Below are 18,873 nucleotides of genomic sequence, written 5' to 3' on the forward strand. Positions count from 1 at the left end.
AATATTGCTGTGAACGACAAAGATCACTAAGACGTGTCCGGGTGCCTTCGGACGGCCGTCACCTGGGTAGAGGGAGACCATGGCGGCATCCGAACCCGATCCCCGTACGCGGCACTACGGGGTCTTCTACGGCCTCGACGAGCCCGGCGGCGACGGGCCCGTCGTGCTCGTCGTCGGCAACTGCCAGGCCGAGTCGCTGCGCCTCATGCTCGACGGCGGCGGCCTGCGGACCGTACGGATGCCGCCCGTGCACGAGCTCGTCGCGGCCGACCTCGTGCACCTCGCCCGCTGGCTGGCCCGGACGGCGCTGCTGATCACGCAGCCGATCCGCGACAACTACCGTGGCCTGCCGCTCGGCTCGGCGCAGCTGCGTGAACCGCTCGGCCGCGGGGCAAAGACCCTGCGTGTCCCGGTGATCCGTTTCGCCGGCCTCTACCCGGCCCACGCGATCGTCCGCCCGCCGTCGGACCCGAGCCTCGCCCCGCCGGTCGTCGCCTATCACGACCTGCGCCTGCTGGCCGAGGCCGCCGGCCTGAGCCTGCGCACGCCGTTCGACGTGCCCGCCGTACGGGCCATCGCCGAGCACTCCCTCGAGCAGTTGCGCACGCGGGAGGCCGCGCACGGCACGGTGGTCGTCTCCGACCTGTTCGCCCGGCCCTCGTTCGGGCAGATGCGCACGCTCAACCACCCCGGCAACCCGATCTGGACCGCCCTCGCGGCGCGGGTCCGGGCCGCCGCCGGCCTGCCCGAGCACACCGTCGACCCGGGCCGGCCGCTGCTCGACTCGGTGCACGCCCCGCGCGAGGCGGTGGTCATCGAGGCCTGGGAGATCGACGAGCCGGAACGCCCGCACTGGGTCGTCGCCGGCGAGCCCGTCGAGGCCGGGGCCGTCCGCGAGGCGCACCTGGAGTGGTATTCGCGGCACCCCGACGCGGTGCAGGCCGGCCTGGCCCGGCACGCGGACGCGCTGCGGATCGCGGGTCTCGCGTGAGCGGGCTGCCGGCGCTGGTCGTCACCGCCGACGAGCGGCACGGGGTCACCGTCGCCGCGCGCGATCTCGCCACGGCCACGGAGGCGGCGACCGGCCGGCCCCTGGCCACCCCGGCCGCCGCGCTGACCAGCGCCGACCCGCCCGAGCGGGCCCACCTGCACTTCACCGACCGGCTCTGGGCGTCGTCGCCGGAGGAGGCGGCCGCGCTCGTCGAGCGCATCGCGGGCCGGACGGCGCTCACCGTCACGCTGCACGACGTGCCGCAGGCCTCCGACGGGCCGCGCAACCGGCCGCGCCGCACCGACTGCTACGCCCGGGTCGCCGCGGCCGCGCGGGGCGTGGTCGTCAACAGCCGGCACGAGGCGGCGCACCTGGCCGAGGCGGGCATCGTGCCCCGGGCGCTCGGCGTCGTCCCCCTGCCCGTCGCCCCGGCGCCCCCTGCTTCGCGTCGCTTGCATGATCATCCCGACGTTGCCGTGCTCGGGTTCTTCTATCCGGGCAAGGGTCACGCCGAAGTCGTCGAGGCGCTGGCCCCGGGGGCGCGGATGACCGTGCTGGGCGGCCCGTCGGCCGGGCACGAGGAGGACCTGCGCGCCTTCACCGAGCAGGCCGCGGCCCGGGGAGTCACCGTCGACGTGACCGGATTCGTGCCGGAGGAGGACCTGATCGCGCGCTGCCGCTCGGCCGCGGTGCCGGTCGTGGCCCACCGGCACTTCTCGGCCTCCGGCTCGCTGGCCACCTGGATCGCCGCGGGCCGGCGCCCGCTGGTCGCCGACGGGCGCTACACCCGCGAGATGGCCGAGCTGCGGCCCGGCACCGTCCGGCTCGTCGACCCCGACCGGCTCGGCGTGGCGATCGCCGAGGCGCTGGCCGACCCCGATTCGACGTGGCTGGCGGCGGACGCGGTGACCCGCCCGCATCTCGACGACACCGCCGCCGCCTACCTCCGCTGGTGGACAGGAGACATCGCATGGTGAACGGACGTTGCGTGCCGGGCAACCGCTGGGACCTGCTCGACGGGATCGACCCGGCCGAGCCGCCCGCCGTGTCGGTCGTCGTCGTGCACTACCGGCAGCAGGCCGAGCTCGACCGCACCCTGGCCGCGCTGCGCCGCCAGACCCACCCCGCAGCCCGTACGGAGATCATCGTGGTCGACGACGGCTCGCCGGAGCCACCCCAGGTCCCGTACGGGGTCCGGCTGTTGCGCCAGGCCGACGAGGGGTTCCGCGCGGCGGCGGCCCGCAACCTCGGCGCGGCGGCCGCGAGCGGGGACGTGCTGTGCTTCCTCGACGCCGACACCGTGCCCGAGCCCGGCTACCTCACCCGGATGGCCCGGCTGCCGGCGCTCGCGCCCGAGGCGGTCGTGGTCGGCCGGCGGCGGCACGCGGAACTGGCCGGGCTGCCCGTCGACGCGCCCGTGGAGGAGGCGGGCCCGGCCGCCGAGCTGCCCGAACCGCAGTGGCTGCGCGACGGCTACCGGCTCTCCCGCGACCTGCTCGACGCCGACGACCGCTCCTACCGATACGTGATCAGCGCAGCCCTCGCCTGCTCGCGCTGGTTCTTCGAGCGGGTCGGCGGGTTCGACGAGAGCTTCCGTACGTACGGCGGCGAGGACTGGGAGTGGGCGTACCGGGCCTGGCTCGGCGGGGCCGTGCTCGCGCACGTGGCCGACGCCGTGGCCTGGCACGACGGTCCCGACTGGGCGGGCCGCGACCTCGAGGACCCCGCCCGCCGGGCCCGCAAGGACGACGAGACGCTGCTGCTGGCCGAGCGCATCCCGGTCGCCGGCTCCCGCGGCCACGGGCTGCGCAGCGCCGGAACGGACGTGCTGATCCGGCTCGGCGCGGCGCACTCACCCGCGGCGGCGTTCGTCTGCGTCGACTCGCTGCTCGCCGTGCTGCCAGCCGCAGTGGTGACCGTGCCCGACGAGTTCGCCGACCTGTTCGCGGCCGATCAGCGGGTGCTCGGCGCGGGTTCGGAGCCGCCCGCTCGCGTGGTCGTCGACGTGCCGGAAGCGGTTCGCGCCGACCGTACGGGGAAGGAACTTCGGGAAGCGGTGGAGTCGGTCGGCGTCGGCACGCTCGGAACCGTTTTGCTCGGACCGATCCGCATCGACTCCGCGCGCGCCCGAGCCCGGCGGGCGACGTGGGGCAAGGATCTCTTCGAGACCCGCGTCAGCACCGACGCCGAGATCGTGGCACTCGACGCCGACCCGGGGCTGGCCGGTTATCTAGGGGGCTGGGCCTAGCTCAACGCTTCCTGCACGGTGGTCTCCTGGCGGCCCAGGAAGACCGGGTCACGGCGGGTGACGACGTCGGCCACGGCCTTGAGCACCGCACCCCGCTCCCGCACGACCGAATTGCGCCACGGCTCGGTGTAGATCCGCACCGAGTCGTCGCCCACACCCGTCGCGTCGATCCCCAGCGTGCGGCAGAGAGCCACGGCCCGGTCGATGTGGTAGCTCTGCGTCACGACGATGGCCTCACCCACGCCGAAGATCCGCTTGGCCCGCGCGCACGAGTCATACGTGTCGAAACCCGCATAGTCGAGGGCTATTCGGGCCGCCGGCACCCCCCGGGCCACCAGATAGACCTCGGACGAGCCGGGCTCGTCGTACTCCCAGCGCGAATGATCGCCCGACACCAGGATGGCCCGCACCTTGCCCGCGTCGAGCAGCCGCTTGGCGATATCGAGCCGCGCCGCCAGAAACGGCGAGGGCGTGCCGTCGTCGTAGACCTGGGCCCCTAGGACGATCGCCACCGGGGCCGCGGGGACTTCGGCCTCGCTGTAGACGTGGCCGTGCGCGGTGCCTTTCGTCCAGAGTTCGCCGCCCGCCGAGGTCAGCACGCCTAGCGCTACCGCGAACGCTCCGGCCGTCAACACCCGACGGATCCAACGCCGGTTCAACGCCGTCCTGATGCCTGCCGTCTTGATCCCCACCCGCGAGACGATGCCAGCCCCTGTCAACACCATCGCCGCCCTGTCGCTGCTCGCCTCGTCTCGCAGGCAAGGACTGTCGACGGCAAAGCGGTCTGCTCCGTCTACCTGGACGTGCGCGGGAACGCCCTGATCGAAAGCACTCGAACGTCGCTGACCCGCCTCGCCGAGAGCCCATGACCGCGGACCACGGCTCAGCCCGCCGTTTGATCACTGACGCTGACCGGCGTCGCTGCGGCACCGCCCCGCTGCACCACCGCCCCGCTGCACCACCGCGGGCCGCGCGCATTGCATGCGGCAATCCGGGTGGTTGGCCGGCGTCGGGAAAGCCTGGTGCCGAGCTCAGGATTCAGTCGCCTGGACAAAGAAACAAGATCGCGGGTGCCTCTGTCTCTAGGGTGAGGGCATGGCGGGACGGGGCCGGGTCGCAGAGCGTGTGGCGGCGGTACGGCACGCGAGTGCGGAGTCACTGATCGCGTACGCCGGTGATACCTCACCGGCTGTCCGGCGTGCGGTCGCATCGCGCTCCGACGCGCCGGGCGAAGCATTGCGGACATTGGCCGCCGATCGGGATCTCGCCACCCGCGAAGCCGTCGCGGGAAACCCAGCCGTGCCTGAGGCTGTGCTGATCACCATGCTGGCGGATCGGCATTGGCGGGTGCGGCTGACCGCGGCCGGCAACCCGGCCGCCACCCTGCCCGCCCGCCGGGCCATGTGCGTCGCCGACGACCCGGACATTCGACTGGTCCTGGCCCAGCAGCCGGGCCTGCCGCCGGAGATCGGTGACGCACTCGCCCGAGACGAATCCTTCCAGGTCCGTGTCGCCCTGGCCGAGTGCACCGACCAACCCGCCGTCGTCGCGACCCTGCTCGCCGACAGCGACGGCCGCGTGCGAGCCACCGCCGGTCAAAACGGGTTGACCACGATGCCGCAGCTCCTGGCCCTGCGACACGACAAGGACTGGCGGGCACGTAACGCCGTCGTCCACGCCAACTCGAACGGCCGCGAGGTACCGGTCGAGGATTTACTCGCACTGGCGCACGACCGCTCGGTCAACGTCCGCTACTGGCTGGCCAACCTTCCCGGCGCCACCCGCGAGATCTACGAGATCCTCTCCCACGACCAAGACGAGATGGTCGCCGACACGGCGAAACGCTGGCTGCTCGCGCCCAGCAATCCCGCCTACCCCGCCAACCATGACCACGTCCAAGCGCTGTTCGGCAGCCTCGTCACCAGGAGCAGCTACTCCGACCCGGCCAGGCTGGGCGAACCCACACCACACCTCGCAGCCTTACCCGACGAACTGACACAATCCTCCCCGGAAGAACTGTTCCGCCGCCTCACCACCCCACCGCCGAACGCCTGAGCACCATTCCCGCGCCCCTACGACGACCAGGGCCCGCATCGCCCCGGTTAATCGGGCGACGAACAAAGGCGGATCGGCAAGGATCTCTTTCCTTCGCAGCACAACCGCATTCGCCGGCGCAACCGATCACGACACAGACGAGCACGCGGATCGCGGCATGATAGTGCATCAAATCTCCCATCACCCGAAAGCACCAAAAATGCTCAGGTGGGAATCCATCTTGAGACTATGGCACTATGCAGCAAGCGCCATGGTGGGTTTTGGCCTACGGACCCTCCCTTGCCGCCGCGATAGGCGCGCTGATCGCGCTTGGCGGCCAATATATTGCCGGGCGACGGGAGAGGGGCCGCGAAAAGGAGCGAAGTGCGCGCGAAGACAAGTATAGAAATCATGCAGATCGCCGGGTTGCATACGAAAAATTGATGATTGTGCTCGTGAACTGGCAGATCGCTGTTCAAGAAATTACAGTGGCAGGGAGGAGGGAATGGGACACAAAAAGGTCTCAGTTGGATGAGCGACTTGTCGAGTTCATGCAGCTCAGAGAGGCGATGAGACTCCTGGCTCCCCTCGAAGTGCGGCAAAGCTGGGATATTGCCGGCATCAAAATTCAAAAGATTACGACGGAGTTAGAGGAGGGATCCGTCATTGATGCTAAGTCGGTTGGCGAAATCATCGCCAACCCGCTCAAGTCAATGAGGGCGGACCTGGGTATCGCAGACGCTGCATCGCCGGAAATCCAATAGATGCCGAAGCCTTTGATCGACGCGTCGTCATGTAAGCCCTATGGTATTTTCAGATAATGGCTCGATCGCGCAATGGCACTGGACTGCGCCGTATTATCTGCCTCGAGTAGTATTTGAACGCACTGAAATCTGCATATCCGGATGTTTCCCGCTGACACCTTAAGGCGTTATTGGGCTGCGGTACGCCCGAACTAGTGAGACCTGCGCGGTCGGCGGGCAGGATGGGCGCGTTTTGAAGGTTGCCGAACTTGCCGAGGTGGCCGGGGGTGATCCGTTGACGATGTGGGTGGCGGAGCAGCCGGGCGCGGTGATCTGGACCGCTGCGGGGGCTGCCGCGGTGGCCGCGCCGGGGTTGTCGCGTCGGGACCGGCTGGCGATTCACGGTGAGGCGGGTGCGGTGGCGACGTTGTTGGGGAAGGTGGGGCCGTCGTTACGGCCGCTGGGTGCCTAGGGTCTGGTGGTCGCGGTGGCCGGGCGGCTGCCCGGATTGACCGTGGCGGGCCGCTTCGCGTGGATGGAGACGAGCACGTTGCCGGGCGCGGCGGGCGGTATGGACTCTGTGGCCGGGCCGGGTGGTGGCAGGGGCCGGTCGCAGGGTGAGTGTGATGCGGCCGGGCCGGATGGCATGGGTGGGTGCGGGGCGACGGCGATGCCAGGGGAGCCGCGCTGGCTGGCGGAGGGGAGCTCGACGAGGCGGCCGCCGTGTTGGCGGAGGCGTTCCCCGAGTCCTACGCGCAGGTCGGTGGGGCCGGTGTCGCCCGGCCTGCGAGGCGAGGACGGCCGACTGGTCGCGGTGGCGGCCGATGCCTGGTCAGGGCGACGTACGGGGTTTCTGGCGGGCGTTGCCACCCGGCCCGGCCAGCGGGGGAAGGGCCGGGCGGCGACGCTCTGTGCCTTTGTCATCAGGGAACTGCTGCGCGGACGGGAGCGGGTGGCCCTGTTCGCGGATTAGTGGCGACGTACCGGAGGCGGCCGCCGCCTATCAGGTCACGTGATCGTGAATGGGGCCCGCAGCAGGTCGCGTTCGCGGGAGTTTGGGCCTACCAGCAGTTCGAAGTCGCCGGGTTCGACTACTCGGTGGCCGTCGGCGGTGACCAGTGAGCAGTCCGCCGCCGGCAGTTCGAGGTCGACCGTGACCTGTTCGCCCGGCGGCACCGAGACCTGCCGGTACGCCTTGAGCTCGCGGCCGGCCCAGGTGACCGACGTGACGAGGTCGCTGATGTAGACCTGCACCGTCTCGAGGGCCGGGCGCGTGCCGCTGTTGGTCAGTGTGACCGTCGCGCGCACGGTTTCCGTGGAGTTGACCGACGGCGTGGTGACGGTCAGATCCCCGTACGTGATCGTGGTGTAGGAAAGGCCCTCACCGAACGCGAACAGCGGGTCCTGCGTCAGGTCGGCGTATCGGCTGCCGTGCTGGCCGCGGATCGTGTTGTAGTACACCGGCTGCTGCCCGACGTGCCGGGCGACCGACAGTGGCAGGCGGCCGGTCGGGTCGATCAGGCCCAGCACGAGCTCGGCGATCGCCCGGCCGCCGCGCATGCCGGGGTTGAAGGCCTGGATGATCGCGGCCGCGTTCAGGGCGGACGGCGGGAGCACCGAAGGCTTCGAGTTGACCAGCACGACGATCATCGGGGTTTTCGTGGCCGCGATCGCGTCGAGCAGGGCGATCTGGCCGCCCAGCAGTTCCAGCGTCGCGGTCGACTTGTGCTCGCCGGTCAGGTTGACCGTGTCGCCGACCACCACGACCGCGTAGTCGGAGCGGATCGCCTTGTCGCGAGCCACGTCGATCATGTGGTGGTCGACCGGGGCGCCCTGTGAGATCGGCGGCCGTGGCTGCCCGTCGGGGTAGGTGTCGCCCTCGGGGTCGGCCACCAGGCGCTCGATCTCGGCGCCGCGGGCGTATTCGATCACCCAGCCGGTCGGGGCGACCGCCTTGAAGCCGTCGAGCACCGTCTCGGTCAGCTCGCGCGGGTGACCGTCGGGCAGCCAGTCGACCTGGCCCGAGTCGCCGGCCCAGTCGCCGAGCTGCGCGGACACGTTGTCGGCGTTCGGGCCGATGACCGCCACGCGGCGGAACTTCTCGGTGGAGAGAGGCAGCACGCCGTCGTTCTTGAGAAGCACCAGCGAGCGCCGGGCCACCTCGAGGTTGAGCTCGGCATGCTCGGGGGAGCCGATCACCGTCTCGATCAGCGAGGGCGAGGGCGCGCGCGGGTTCTCGAACAGGCCCAGCTCGAACTTGAGGCGCAGGATCCGGCGTACGGCCTCGTCGATCTCCTCCTCGGCCAGCAGCCCGCGCTCGACCGCCTCCTGCGCGCCCTCGAAGAAGCCCGGGGTGACCATGACCAGGTCGTTGCCGGCCTTCACGGCGACGGCGGCGGCCTCGGCGTAGTCGGCGCAGACCTTCTGCTCCCAGACCATGCGCCCGACGTTGTCCCAGTCGGTGACGAGCGTGCCGGTGAAGCCCCACTCCTCTTTGAGCACGTCGTTGAGCAGCCACTTGTTGGCCGTGATGGGCACGCCGTCCATCGACTGGTAACCCAGCATGAAGACCCGGCAGCCCTCCTTGGCGACCCGCTCGAACGGGGGCAGGAACCACGAGCGCAGCTTGCGCCGGCTGATGTCGGCCTCGCTGGCGTCGCGGCCGCCCTGGGTCTCGGAATAGCCCGCGAAGTGCTTGGCCGTGGCCAGGATCGCGGTCGGGTCGCTCAGCCCGCCGCCCTGATAGCCGCGGATCATCGCCGAGCCGAACTCGCCGATCAGGAACGGGTCCTCGCCGAAGGTCTCGTCGACCCGGCCCCAGCGCAGGTCGCGGGTGATGCAGAGGACGGGGGAGAAGGTCCAGTGGATGCCCGTGGCGGCCACCTCGACGGCGGTGGTGCGGGCGACCCGCTCGAGCAGGCCGGCGTCCCAGCTGGCGGCCATCCCGAGCTGGGTCGGGAAGATCGTCGCGCCGGGCCAGAACGAGTGGCCGTGGATGCAGTCCTCCGCCGTGAGCAGCGGAATCTGCAGCCGGGTCTTGGCCACCAGGTCGATCGCCTCGAGCATCTTGGCCGGGGAGGTGTGCAGGATCGAGCCCGCCAGCTTCTCGCTGACGATCTCCTTCACGTCACCCCGGGCATCCAGCTGGAGCATCTGCCCGACCTTCTCGGGCAGGGTCATGCGACCCAGCAGATCGTCGACACGCTGGTCGACGGGGAGCGATGCATCCCGGTACGGGACGTCAGCAGGCACGAGCGCCTCCGGTCGTCATGACCGCGGTGGCACGGTCTGCGAAACACGAACAACCGGGAGTCTTCCAGCCCGGAACCGGTTACGGGAGACCGGTGCGGTTCCGGAACTTTTCACTTAGTTGTCAGAATCGGTCTCCTCGATGCTCGGCACTTCGATGCCGGCCGCCTCCAGCGCGTCCCGCCGGGCCTCGGCCGCCTCCTTCTCGCGCTCGGCCAGCGTGGCGTATTCGACCAGCACGGCCGGGTCGTCGGTGTCCTCGACCCGGTCGAAGTAGCGCTGAGTGGTGCGGACCGCTTCCGCGTATGCCGCGGCGGCTTCCCGGAGAGCTTTGATCGTGTCAGCCATGGGTGAAGTCATATCACCAGGGCACGACACCGGCCCGGTCGAAGAAGCCACCCGTCGGACCTTCGGGGCCGACCTGAGCCAGCCGTACGACGGCCTCGGCGCCCTCGGCCACGGTCTGCGTGCCCTGGTGCCGGTTGAAGTCGGTGGCCGTGAAGCCCGGGTCGACGCAGTTGATCCGGAACGCCGGCAGCGCCTTGGCGTACTGCACTGTGAGCATGTTCACGCCCGCCTTGGCCGCCCCGTACGCGAACGGCGTGAACGACGACGCGATCGACTCGGGGTCGGTGGCCAGGTGCAGCGAGCCGAGCCCGCTGGTCACGTTGACGATGACCGGCCGGGCCGACTTCTCCAGCCGCGGCAGGAACGCCTTGGTCACCCGGACCAGGCCGAACAGGTTGACCTCGAACATCGGGCGCATGGGCTCGGGGTCCAGCTCGAAGGCCGTGGGCAGCGGTCCGGGCACGCCGGCGTTGTTGATGAGCACGTCGAGCGCCCCGACCGTCTCGGCGGCGGCCGCGACCGAGGCGTCGTCGGTCACGTCCAGCTGGACGGAGCGCCCGCCCAGCTCCCGGGCCGCCGCCTCGCCCCGCGTCACGTCGCGGGCGCCGATCCACACGTCGTGACCCGCGGCCAGCAGCTGCTTGGCCGTCTCGAAGCCGATTCCCTTGTTGGCGCCGGTGATCAGTGTTGTTGTCATGCGTCGAGCCTGCGGCGGCCCCCGGCGGGGAAGAAGGCACTGCCAGTGCCAGGCAAAAGTGCCCGCGGCAAGCGAGAGTGGGGGTATGGCAACCGAGTTCGCGCGCGCGGTGCGGCGCTTCCGCGAGAGGCTCACCCCGGCCGAGGCGGGCCTGATCGCGGGTGGCCGGCGGCGCTCGCCGGGGCTGCGCCGCGAGGAGCTGGGGCGGCTGGCCGGCATCTCGGTCGACTACGTCAACCGGATCGAGCAGGGCCGGGCCACCGCGCCGTCGCCGCAGGTGGTGGAGGCCTTGTGCCGGGCGCTGCGGCTCGACGCGGCCGAGCGGGAACAGCTGTTCGGGCTGGCCGGGCTGCGCGCGCCGGGCCGCGGCACGGTTCCCGGTCATCTCACGCCGGGCGTCCAGCGCCTTCTCGACCGCCTTTCCGGTACGCCGGTGGCCGTCTTCGACGCGGCCTGGAACCTGCTGCTGGCCAACGACTTGTGGCTGGCTCTCGCGGGTGGCCCGCCCGACCGCAACGTCGCCCGGATGCACTTCCTCGGCGACCCGCCGCAGGTGCACCAGACGGCTGAGGACAACGCCGCCTTCGAGGCCGCGATCGTCGGCGACCTGCGGGCGGCCCGGGCGCGGTATCCGGCGGACGCCGGGCTGCGTGCCCTGACCGACGAGCTGCTGGCGGGCAGCGAGACGTTCGCCACTCTGTGGGAGCGCGGCGACTCCGGCACCCACACCGCGTCCCGCAAAACGGTCAACCATCCCGTGGTCGGGCCGATGGAGCTCGACTGCGACGTGCTCACCGCGCCCGGCAGCGACGTGCGGATCGTGGCCTACACGGCCGCCCCCTATTCCGAGGCCGAGTCCCGGCTGGCGTTGCTCGATGTGATCGGTCGGGAGCAACTCGCAAGGAGAATGGTGTTGCCGGGTCCTATGCACGGTTGATACGGTCTCCTGCATAGTCATGCGGAGGTTGGTATGGGAATCCGGGTCGCGGTCGCTGGGGCCAGTGGATATGCGGGCGGCGAGCTGCTGCGCCTGCTCGCCGGTCACCCCGAGTTCGATCTCGTGGCCGCCACGGCCCACTCGCAGGCGGGGGCGCACGTCACCGCCGTACACCCGCAGTTGGCCGGTCTCGACCTCACGCTGACCGCGACCGACGCGGCCGGCCTGAGCGACGCCGACCTGGTGTTTCTCGCCCTGCCGCACGGGCAGTCGGCGGCGATCGCGGCGCAGCTGCCCGAGACCGTCAAGATCGTGGACCTGGGCGCGGACTTCCGGCTCAAGGACCCCGCGCTGTGGGAGCGGTATTACGGCGGCGAGCACGCCGGCACGTGGACGTACGGCTTGCCCGAATTGCCCGGCCAGCGCGAGCTGATCGCCGGCGCGAACAGGGTGGCGAACACGGGCTGTTATGCGGCCACCATCACACTCGCGCTGGCGCCGCTCATCGCCGCCGGCGTGGCCGACCCGGCCGACGTGGTCGTGGTGGCGAGCTCCGGCACGTCCGGCGCGGGCCGCGGTGCGAAGGTGAACCTGCTGGCGAGCGAGGTGATGGGCGACCTCTCGCCGTACAAGGTGGGCGCCCACCAGCACGTGCCCGAGATCAAGCAGGCCACCGGGGCGACGTCGCTCTCGATGACCCCGGTGCTGGCCCCGATGCCGCGCGGCATCCTGGCCACCGTCACGGCCCGCCGGCTGACCGGCGGCGACCCCCGCGAGGCGCTGCTGCAGGCGTACGGGAATGAGCCTTTCATCCATGTCCTTCCGGCGGGCACGTGGCCGCACACGGCCGCCACCGCCGGGTCCAACTCGTGCCACCTGCAGGCCACGGTCGACGTCGACTCGGGCCGCATCGTGGTCGTGAGCGCGCTCGACAACCTCGGCAAGGGCGCCGCGGGTCAGGCCGTGCAATGCGCCAACCTCATGTCCGGCCTGCCCGAGACGACGGGCCTGTCCGTGTTCGGAGTCGCACCGTGACCGTCACCACCCCCAAGGGCTTCCGGGCGTCGGGCGTCGCCGCCGGCCTCAAGCCCTCCGGCAACCTCGACGTGGCCCTGGTCGTCAACGACGGCCCCGACTTCACCGCGGCGGGCGTCTTCACCGGCAACCGGGTCAAGGCCGCGCCCGTGCTCTGGAGCCAGCAGGTGCTCAAGGGCGGCATCGTGCGCGCGGTCGTGCTCAACTCGGGCGGCGCCAACGCGTGCACCGGCAGCCAGGGCTTCCGCGACACGCACGCCACCGCCGAGCACACCGCGACCGTGCTGCGCGGCGGCCCCAAGCCTCAGCTGATCGGCGCGGGCGACGTGGCCGTCTGCTCGACCGGCCTGATCGGCGAGCTGCTGCCCATGGACAAGCTGCTGCCGGGCGTGTCCGCTGCCGCAAAAGATCTTTCTGAATCAAAAGGCGACAAAGCGGCCGAGGCGATCATGACGACCGACACCGTGGCCAAGAACGCGGTCGTCCAGCGGGAGGGCTGGTCGGTCGGCGGCATCGCCAAGGGTGCCGGCATGCTCGCCCCGGCCCTGGCCACCATGCTCGTGGTGATCACCACCGACGCCAGCGCCGACAACGAGGTGCTCGACGCGGCCCTGCGCGAGGCGACCCGGCTGACCTTCGACCGGATCGACGCCGACGGCTGCATGTCGACCAACGACACCGTGCTGCTGCTGGCCAGCGGCGCCTCCGACGTGCAGCCCACGCCCGAGGAGCTGACCGCGGCGGTCACCCAGGTCTGCCACGACCTGGCCCAGCAGCTGATCACCGACGCCGAGGGCGCCACCAAGCACGTCGCGATCGAGGTCAAGGGCGCGGCCAGCGAGGCCGACGCGGTCGAGGTGGGCCGCACGGTGGCCGGCAACAACCTGGTCAAGACGGCCCTGTTCGGCAACGACCCGAACTGGGGACGCATCCTGGCCGCGGTCGGCACCACCCAGGCGCGCTTCGAGCCCGACCGGATCGACGTGGCGATCAACGACGTGTGGATCTGCAAGGGCGGGGCGGCCGCGGAGGACAGGTCCAAGGTCGACCTCTCCGGGCGCGACGTGCGGATCACGATCAACCTGCGCGAGGGCGAGATGGACGCGACGATCTGGACCACCGACTTGTCGCACGCCTACGTGCACGAGAACTCGGCCTACTCGTCGTGAGCTCGGAGAAGGCCGCGGTCCTGGTCGAGGCGCTCCCGTGGCTGGAGCGCTTCCACGGCTCCACAATCGTGATCAAGTACGGCGGCAACGCCATGATCAATCCTGAGCTGCAACAGGCCTTCGCGGCCGACATGGCGTTCCTGCGCTACGCGGGGATCAAGCCGGTCGTCGTGCACGGCGGCGGCCCGCAGATCAGCCGGATGCTCGACCGGTTCGGCATCGAGAGCGAGTTCCGCGGCGGCCTGCGCGTCACGACCCCGGAGGCGATGGAGGTCGTCCGGATGGTGCTGACCGGGCAGGTCGGCCGCGAGCTGGTCGGACTGATCAACCGGCACGGCCCGCTGGCCGTCGGGCTCTCCGGCGAGGACGCCCACCTGTTCACCGCCGTACGGCGGGGGGCTCTGATTGACGGTGAGCTGGTCGACATCGGACTGGTCGGGGACGTGGACCGGGTCGACACCTCGGCCGTCGACGACCTGATCGCGGCCGGCCGCATCCCGGTGATCGCCAGCGTCGCCCCCGACGCCGACGGGGTGGTGCACAACGTGAACGCCGACACCGCCGCGGCCGCGCTGGCCGAGGCCCTGGGCGCGCAGAAGCTGGTCGTGCTGACCGACGTGCCGGGCCTCTACACCGACTGGCCCGACACGTCGTCGCTGACCACCGAGATCGACGCCGACGCCCTGGCCAAGCTGCTGCCCCGGCTCGAGTCGGGCATGGTCCCCAAGATGGAGGCCTGCCTGCGAGCCGTACGCGGGGGCGTGCCCGCGGCCCACGTCATCGACGGCCGGGTCGCCCACTCGACGCTGCTCGAAGTCTTCACCCCGGAAGGAATAGGAACAATGGTGGTCCCGTCATGAGCTCGCTGATCGAGCGGTGGCAACAAGCGGGCATGAACAACTACGGCGCCCCGCAGGCCGCGTTCGTCCGAGGCGAGGGCGCGGTGATCACCGATGAGGACGGCAAGCAGTTCGTCGACTTCCTCGGCGGCATCGCGGTCAACGCGCTCGGTCACGCCCATCCGGCCGTGGTCGCCGCCGTCACCCAGCAGGTGCAGCAGCTCGGGCACGTCTCCAACTTCTACGTCGCCGAGCCGCCCGTGGCGCTGGCCGAGCTGCTGCTCGCGCTCGCGGGCCGGGCGGGCCGGGTCGTCTTCACCAACTCGGGGGCCGAGGCCAATGAGGCCGCCTTCAAGATCTCAAGACTGACGGGCCGTACGCACGTGGTCGCGACCCACGGCGGGTTCCACGGACGCACGATGGGTGCCCTGGCGCTGACGGGCCAGCCCGCCAAGGCTGATCCGTTTCGGCCGCTCCCGGGCGACGTCACGCATGTGACCTTCGGTGATTTGTCCGAGCTGGAAGCGGCCGTGAGCGGCGACACTGCCATGGTCATCCTCGAGCCGATCCAGGGTGAGAACGGCGTGGTCGTGCCGCCGCCCGGATACCTGGCCGGCGCGCGGGAGGTCTGCAACAGAACGGGCGCGCTGCTGGTGCTGGACGAGGTGCAGACGGGCATCGGCCGTACGGGACACTGGTTTCACCACCAGAGCGAGGGCGTCGAACCCGACCTCATCACCCTGGCCAAGGGTCTGGGCGGCGGCCTGCCCATCGGCGCCTGCATCGCCTTCGGCCCGGCCGCCGAGCTGTTCACCCCCGGCTCGCACGGCACCACCTTCGGCGGCAACCCGATCTCGTGCGCGGCCGGCCTGGCCGTCATCCGCACGATCGCCGGCGAGGGCCTGCTCGACCACGTCAAGCGCGTCGGCGAGCAGCTGCGCCACGGCATCGAGGGCCTGAACCACCCCCTGATCAAAAACGTGCGCGGCGCCGGCCTGCTGCTCGGGATCGTGCTCGGCGAACCCGAGGCCGCCCGCGTCGCCGCCGCCCTCAAGGAAGCCGGGTTCCTCGTGAACGCCCCCCAGCCCGACGTCATCCGGCTCGCCCCGCCGCTGATCATCAGCCCCGAGCAGGCCGACGCGCTCATCGCGGCCCTGGCGGGTGTGCTGTGACCCGCCACTTCCTGCGCGACGACGACCTGACCCCCGACGAGCAGAACGCCGTGCTCGAGCTGGCCGCCGAGATGAAGGCCGACCGGTTCGCGTACCGGCCGCTCGAGGGGCCGCGCTCGGTCGCCGTCTTCTTCGACAAGGTCAGCCTGCGCACCCGGTTGTCGTTCGAGGCCGGCATCGCCGAGCTGGGCGGCCAGCCGATGATCGTGGACACGCACGCGACGCACTTCGGCCGGGGCGAATCGCTCAGCGACGCCGGTCGGGTCGTGTCCCGCTACGTCGCCGCCATGGTCTTCCGGACGACCGGGGACGAGCGCCTGACCGAGCTCGCGTCCGACGTCAACGTGCCGGTGATCAATGCGCTGACCGACGGGTTCCACCCCTGCCAGCTGCTGGCCGACCTGCTCACGATCCGCGAGCGCCTCGGCGCGCCGCAGGGCAAGAAGCTCGCGTACGTGGGGGACGCGGCCAACAACATGGCGCACTCCTATCTGCTGGCCGGGGCGACCGCGGGCATGCACGTACGGGTGGCCGGTCCGTCCGGTTTCGACCCGGCGGCGACCGTGGTGTCGCGCGCGGCCGAGATCGCGGCCTGGACCGGCGGCTCGGTCGAGGTGCTGCGCGACCCGTTCGAGGCGGCCGACGGCGTCGACGTGATCGCCACCGACACGTGGACCTCGATGGGGCAGGAGACCGACGGGCGCGACCGGCTCACCCCGTTCTGGCCCTACCAGGTCAACGGCAAGCTGCTCGGCGTGGCCGCGGAGAACGCGATCGTGCTGCACTGCCTGCCCGCGCACCGCGGCGAGGAGATCACCGACGAGGTCATGGACGGGCCGCACAGTGCGGTCTTCGACCAGGCCGAGAACCGCCTGCACGCGCAGAAGGCCCTGCTGGCCTGGCTGCTGGCGGTGAACAAAGCATGACCGGGCCGGTGACCCGGGCCGGCCGGCCCGGGCGGAACGCCTCATGACCGGCCCGGTCACCCGGGCCGGGCGGCACGCGCGGATCGTCGAGCTGATCCGCGACAAGGCGGTCCGCTCGCAGACCGAGCTGGCCGAGCTGCTCTCCGACGAGGGCGTCCAGGTCACCCAGGCCACCCTGTCGCGCGACCTGGAGGAGCTGGGCGCCGTCAAGGTCAGCGGCGCCTACCTGATCCCCGAGGACGGCAAGCGCCCGCTGCGCGAGACCAGCGGTCAGGGCCCGGCCCGGCTGCTGCGGCTGCTGCGCGAGCTGCTCACCGGCGTCGACTCCAGCGGCAACATCGCCGTGCTGCGCACCCCGCCCGGGGCCGCGCACTTCCTGGCCAGCGCGCTCGACCGGGCCGGGCTGACCGACGTCGTCGGCACCATCGCCGGCGACGACACGATCCTCGTCGTCTCCCGCGACGTCACGGGCGGCAAGGCGCTGGCGGCCAAGCTCGCCGACTGGGCCGGTCACAACCACGAAACGGACCACGGCGGTGAGGAGCGAAATGACTGAACCTATTAGGCTCAGCAATCGGCCTCGGGCCGCCTCCCGCACGTCGACCAAAGGCAGCAATGACTGAGAAAACTTCGTTGTGGGGTGGCCGGTTCGCCGGTGGTCCCGCCGACGCCCTGGCCCGTCTCTCGGTGAGTGTCCAGTTCGACTGGCGGCTCGCCCCGTACGACATCGCCGGCTCCCGCGCCCACGCCCGGGTGCTCGCCGCGGCCGGGTTGCTCGACCCCGACGAGCTGGGCCAGATGCTGGCCGCCCTCGACGACCTCGAGGCGGCCTGCGCGTCCGGCGAGTTCCGGCCGACGATCGACGACGAGGACGTGCACACCGCCCTAGAGCGCGGCCTGCTGGAACGGCTCGGCACGCTCGGCGGCAAGCTGCGCGCCGGTCGCTCCCGCAACGACCAGGTCGCCACCGACCTGCGGCTCTACATGCGCGACCACGCCCGTGGGGTGGCCGTGGCGCTGGTCGAGCTGGCCGACGCGCTGACCGAGCAGGCGGCCCGCAACGTCGACACTCCCGCGCCCGGCCTGACCCACGTGCAGCACGCCCAGCCGGTCTCGTTCGGCCACTGGCTGCTCGCCCACGTGCAGCCGCTGCTGCGTGACCTCGATCGGATGAAAGACTGGGACGCCCGTACGGCGGTGTCGCCGCTCGGCAGCGGCGCGCTGGCCGGCTCGTCCCTGCCCCTCGACCCGGCCGCCGTGGCCAAGGAGCTGGGCTTCGCGGCGCCCGCGGCCAACTCGATGGACGCCGTGGCCGACCGCGACTTCGTGGCCGAGTTCCTCTTCATCACGTCGCTGATCGGGGTGCACCTGTCCCGCCTCGGCGAGGAGGTCGTGCTCTGGACGTCGACCGAGTTCGGCTGGGTCGAGCTCGACGACGCGTTCGCCACCGGGTCGTCGATCATGCCGCAGAAGAAGAACGCGGACATCGCCGAGCTGGCCCGGGGCAAGAGCGGACGGCTGATCGGCGGGCTGGTCGCGGTGCTGACCATGCTCAAGGGCCTGCCCCTGACCTATGACCGCGACATGCAGGAGGACAAGGAGCCGGTCTTCGACGCGATCGAGACGCTCGAGCTGCTGCTGCCCGCGCTGGCCGGCATGGTGTCGACCATGACCGTACGGGTGGATCGCCTGGCCGCGGCCGCGCCGGTCGGCTTCTCGCTGGCCACCGAGGTCGCCGACTGGCTGGTGCGCAAGGGTGTGCCGTTCCGCGAGGCGCACGAGATCACCGGCAAGCTGGTCGCCCTCTGCTCGGTGCGCGAATGCGAGCTGGAGGACCTGACCGACGACGACCTCAAGACGGTCAGCGAGCACCTCGACCCGTCCGTGCGCCAGGTCCTCACGGTCGAGTCGGCCCTGGCCTCGCGCACGACGCCCGGCTCGACCGGCCCCGGCCCGGTCGCCGAGCAGCTGGCCCAGGTGCAGCACCACCTCGACACCTGGCGGCAGTGGGCGGTCGAGAAGGTCGTGCCCCGCTAGGTCTCAGGCCGCCCGGGCCAGCGGCGGCGCCACGTCGTGGACTGACTGCAGAAGGGTGTGCGGGTCGACACCCTTCTGCAGGAAGCCGCTGATGCCGGCGGACAGCCCGGCCGAGACCAGGTCGTCGGTCAGGAAAGCGGTGTGCAGCAGCACCCGGACGCGGGCCAGCCGCGGGTCGGCGGTGATCTGGTGGCTGGTCTCGATGCCGCTGAGGCCGGGCATGTGGTTGTCCATCAGCACGACGTCGACCACTTCGGACCGGCAGACCGTGAGGGCCTCGACCCCGGTGGCGGCCTCGGCCACGACGGTGATCGCGGGGTCGAGGCCGAGGATGAGCCGGAGGGCCTGCCGCACGTGGGGCTGATCGTCGGCGATCAGCACTTGGATGGTCATGGGGTTTCCTCCCTGTCGTCGCTGAACCAAGCGTGGCTCGGAAACCCCCGACCGA

The 18,873-nt window shown here is 71.1% G+C and carries 18 protein-coding genes; 13 read left to right on the forward strand and 5 right to left on the reverse strand.

Annotated features, from left to right (window positions below; genetic code table 11):
* Positions 1-79: 79 nt before the first annotated feature.
* From JKJ07_RS44270 to JKJ07_RS44280, 3 genes are read left to right on the forward strand one after another with little or no spacing between them, the layout of a single operon-like run.
* On the forward strand, positions 80-991 hold the full coding sequence (locus tag JKJ07_RS44270) for a WcbI family polysaccharide biosynthesis putative acetyltransferase (protein ID WP_202998059.1): 912 nt from the start codon (positions 80-82) through the stop codon (positions 989-991).
* A complete protein-coding gene (locus tag JKJ07_RS44275) occupies positions 988-1,968 on the forward strand; it encodes a glycosyltransferase family protein (RefSeq protein WP_202998061.1) in 981 nt (326 codons plus the stop codon). Before JKJ07_RS44270 ends, JKJ07_RS44275 begins: the two co-directional genes overlap by 4 nt.
* The gene (locus JKJ07_RS44280) at positions 1,962-3,239 is read left to right on the forward strand and encodes a glycosyltransferase family 2 protein (protein ID WP_236031028.1); all 1,278 of its coding nucleotides are present in this window, start codon (positions 1,962-1,964) and stop codon (positions 3,237-3,239) included. Before JKJ07_RS44275 ends, JKJ07_RS44280 begins: the two co-directional genes overlap by 7 nt.
* Here JKJ07_RS44280 and JKJ07_RS44285 read toward each other — a convergent pair.
* Positions 3,236-3,874 (reverse strand): SanA/YdcF family protein, encoded by a 639-nt coding sequence (locus tag JKJ07_RS44285; protein ID WP_307834753.1) that lies wholly within the window; start codon positions 3,872-3,874, stop codon positions 3,236-3,238. The genes JKJ07_RS44280 and JKJ07_RS44285 overlap by 4 nt on opposite strands.
* A gap of 460 nt (positions 3,875-4,334) precedes the next feature.
* On the opposite strand from JKJ07_RS44285, the gene JKJ07_RS44290 reads away from it, so the two are divergent.
* Positions 4,335-5,294 carry a hypothetical protein gene (locus tag JKJ07_RS44290; protein WP_202998071.1) on the forward strand — a complete coding sequence of 320 codons (960 nt, stop codon included), beginning with the start codon at positions 4,335-4,337 and terminating at the stop codon, positions 5,292-5,294.
* A 236-nt stretch (positions 5,295-5,530) separates the two neighbouring features.
* Positions 5,531-6,037 (forward strand): hypothetical protein, encoded by a 507-nt coding sequence (locus JKJ07_RS44295; RefSeq protein ID WP_202998073.1) that lies wholly within the window; start codon positions 5,531-5,533, stop codon positions 6,035-6,037.
* Positions 6,038-7,024: 987 nt separating this feature from the next.
* Here the strand turns inward: JKJ07_RS44295 and JKJ07_RS44300 are convergent.
* The 3 genes from JKJ07_RS44300 to JKJ07_RS44310 all read right to left on the reverse strand — a co-directional run bounded on the left by JKJ07_RS44300 (position 7,025) and on the right by JKJ07_RS44310 (position 10,310).
* The gene (locus JKJ07_RS44300) at positions 7,025-9,268 is read right to left on the reverse strand and encodes an exo-beta-d-1,3/1,6-glucosidase (RefSeq protein WP_202998082.1); all 2,244 of its coding nucleotides are present in this window, start codon (positions 9,266-9,268) and stop codon (positions 7,025-7,027) included.
* A 114-nt stretch (positions 9,269-9,382) separates the two neighbouring features.
* Positions 9,383-9,613, reverse strand: coding sequence for a hypothetical protein (locus JKJ07_RS44305; protein ID WP_236031030.1), 231 nt, complete (start codon positions 9,611-9,613; stop codon positions 9,383-9,385).
* 13 nt (positions 9,614-9,626) lie between these two features.
* Positions 9,627-10,310, reverse strand: a complete 684-nt coding sequence (locus JKJ07_RS44310; RefSeq protein ID WP_202998092.1) for an SDR family NAD(P)-dependent oxidoreductase — start codon at positions 10,308-10,310, stop codon at positions 9,627-9,629.
* Between the two features lie 85 nt (positions 10,311-10,395).
* Here JKJ07_RS44310 and JKJ07_RS44315 point away from each other — a divergent pair, with 85 nt between their 5' ends.
* From JKJ07_RS44315 to argH, 8 genes are read left to right on the forward strand one after another with little or no spacing between them, the layout of a single operon-like run.
* On the forward strand, positions 10,396-11,247 hold the full coding sequence (locus JKJ07_RS44315) for a helix-turn-helix transcriptional regulator (RefSeq protein WP_202998093.1): 852 nt from the start codon (positions 10,396-10,398) through the stop codon (positions 11,245-11,247).
* Positions 11,248-11,280: 33 nt separating this feature from the next.
* Positions 11,281-12,282 carry an N-acetyl-gamma-glutamyl-phosphate reductase gene (argC, locus tag JKJ07_RS44320; protein ID WP_202998094.1) on the forward strand — a complete coding sequence of 334 codons (1,002 nt, stop codon included), beginning with the start codon at positions 11,281-11,283 and terminating at the stop codon, positions 12,280-12,282.
* Entirely contained in the window at positions 12,279-13,451 is a 1,173-nt protein-coding gene (argJ, locus tag JKJ07_RS44325; protein WP_202998095.1) for a bifunctional glutamate N-acetyltransferase/amino-acid acetyltransferase ArgJ, read from the forward strand. The genes argC and argJ overlap by 4 nt, the downstream gene beginning before the upstream one ends.
* On the forward strand, positions 13,448-14,311 hold the full coding sequence (argB, locus tag JKJ07_RS44330) for an acetylglutamate kinase (protein WP_202998096.1): 864 nt from the start codon (positions 13,448-13,450) through the stop codon (positions 14,309-14,311). The genes argJ and argB overlap by 4 nt, the downstream gene beginning before the upstream one ends.
* Positions 14,308-15,462 (forward strand): acetylornithine transaminase, encoded by a 1,155-nt coding sequence (locus JKJ07_RS44335; RefSeq protein ID WP_202998097.1) that lies wholly within the window; start codon positions 14,308-14,310, stop codon positions 15,460-15,462. Before argB ends, JKJ07_RS44335 begins: the two co-directional genes overlap by 4 nt.
* Positions 15,459-16,388: an ornithine carbamoyltransferase gene (gene argF / locus JKJ07_RS44340; protein WP_202998098.1), complete on the forward strand. Its 930-nt coding sequence runs from the start codon at positions 15,459-15,461 to the stop codon at positions 16,386-16,388. The genes JKJ07_RS44335 and argF overlap by 4 nt, the downstream gene beginning before the upstream one ends.
* Before the next feature lie 43 nt (positions 16,389-16,431).
* A complete protein-coding gene (locus JKJ07_RS44345) occupies positions 16,432-16,944 on the forward strand; it encodes an arginine repressor (protein WP_202998099.1) in 513 nt (170 codons plus the stop codon).
* A 59-nt stretch (positions 16,945-17,003) separates the two neighbouring features.
* Positions 17,004-18,425 carry an argininosuccinate lyase gene (argH, locus tag JKJ07_RS44350; protein WP_202998100.1) on the forward strand — a complete coding sequence of 474 codons (1,422 nt, stop codon included), beginning with the start codon at positions 17,004-17,006 and terminating at the stop codon, positions 18,423-18,425.
* A gap of 3 nt (positions 18,426-18,428) precedes the next feature.
* On the opposite strand, the gene JKJ07_RS44355 is transcribed toward argH, so the two are convergent.
* Positions 18,429-18,818 (reverse strand): response regulator, encoded by a 390-nt coding sequence (locus tag JKJ07_RS44355; RefSeq protein WP_202998101.1) that lies wholly within the window; start codon positions 18,816-18,818, stop codon positions 18,429-18,431.
* Between the last annotated feature and the right edge of the window lie 55 nt (positions 18,819-18,873).

It is taken from the genome of Paractinoplanes lichenicola (genome assembly GCF_016785085.1).
GTDB classification, from domain to species: domain Bacteria; phylum Actinomycetota; class Actinomycetes; order Mycobacteriales; family Micromonosporaceae; genus Actinoplanes; species Actinoplanes lichenicola.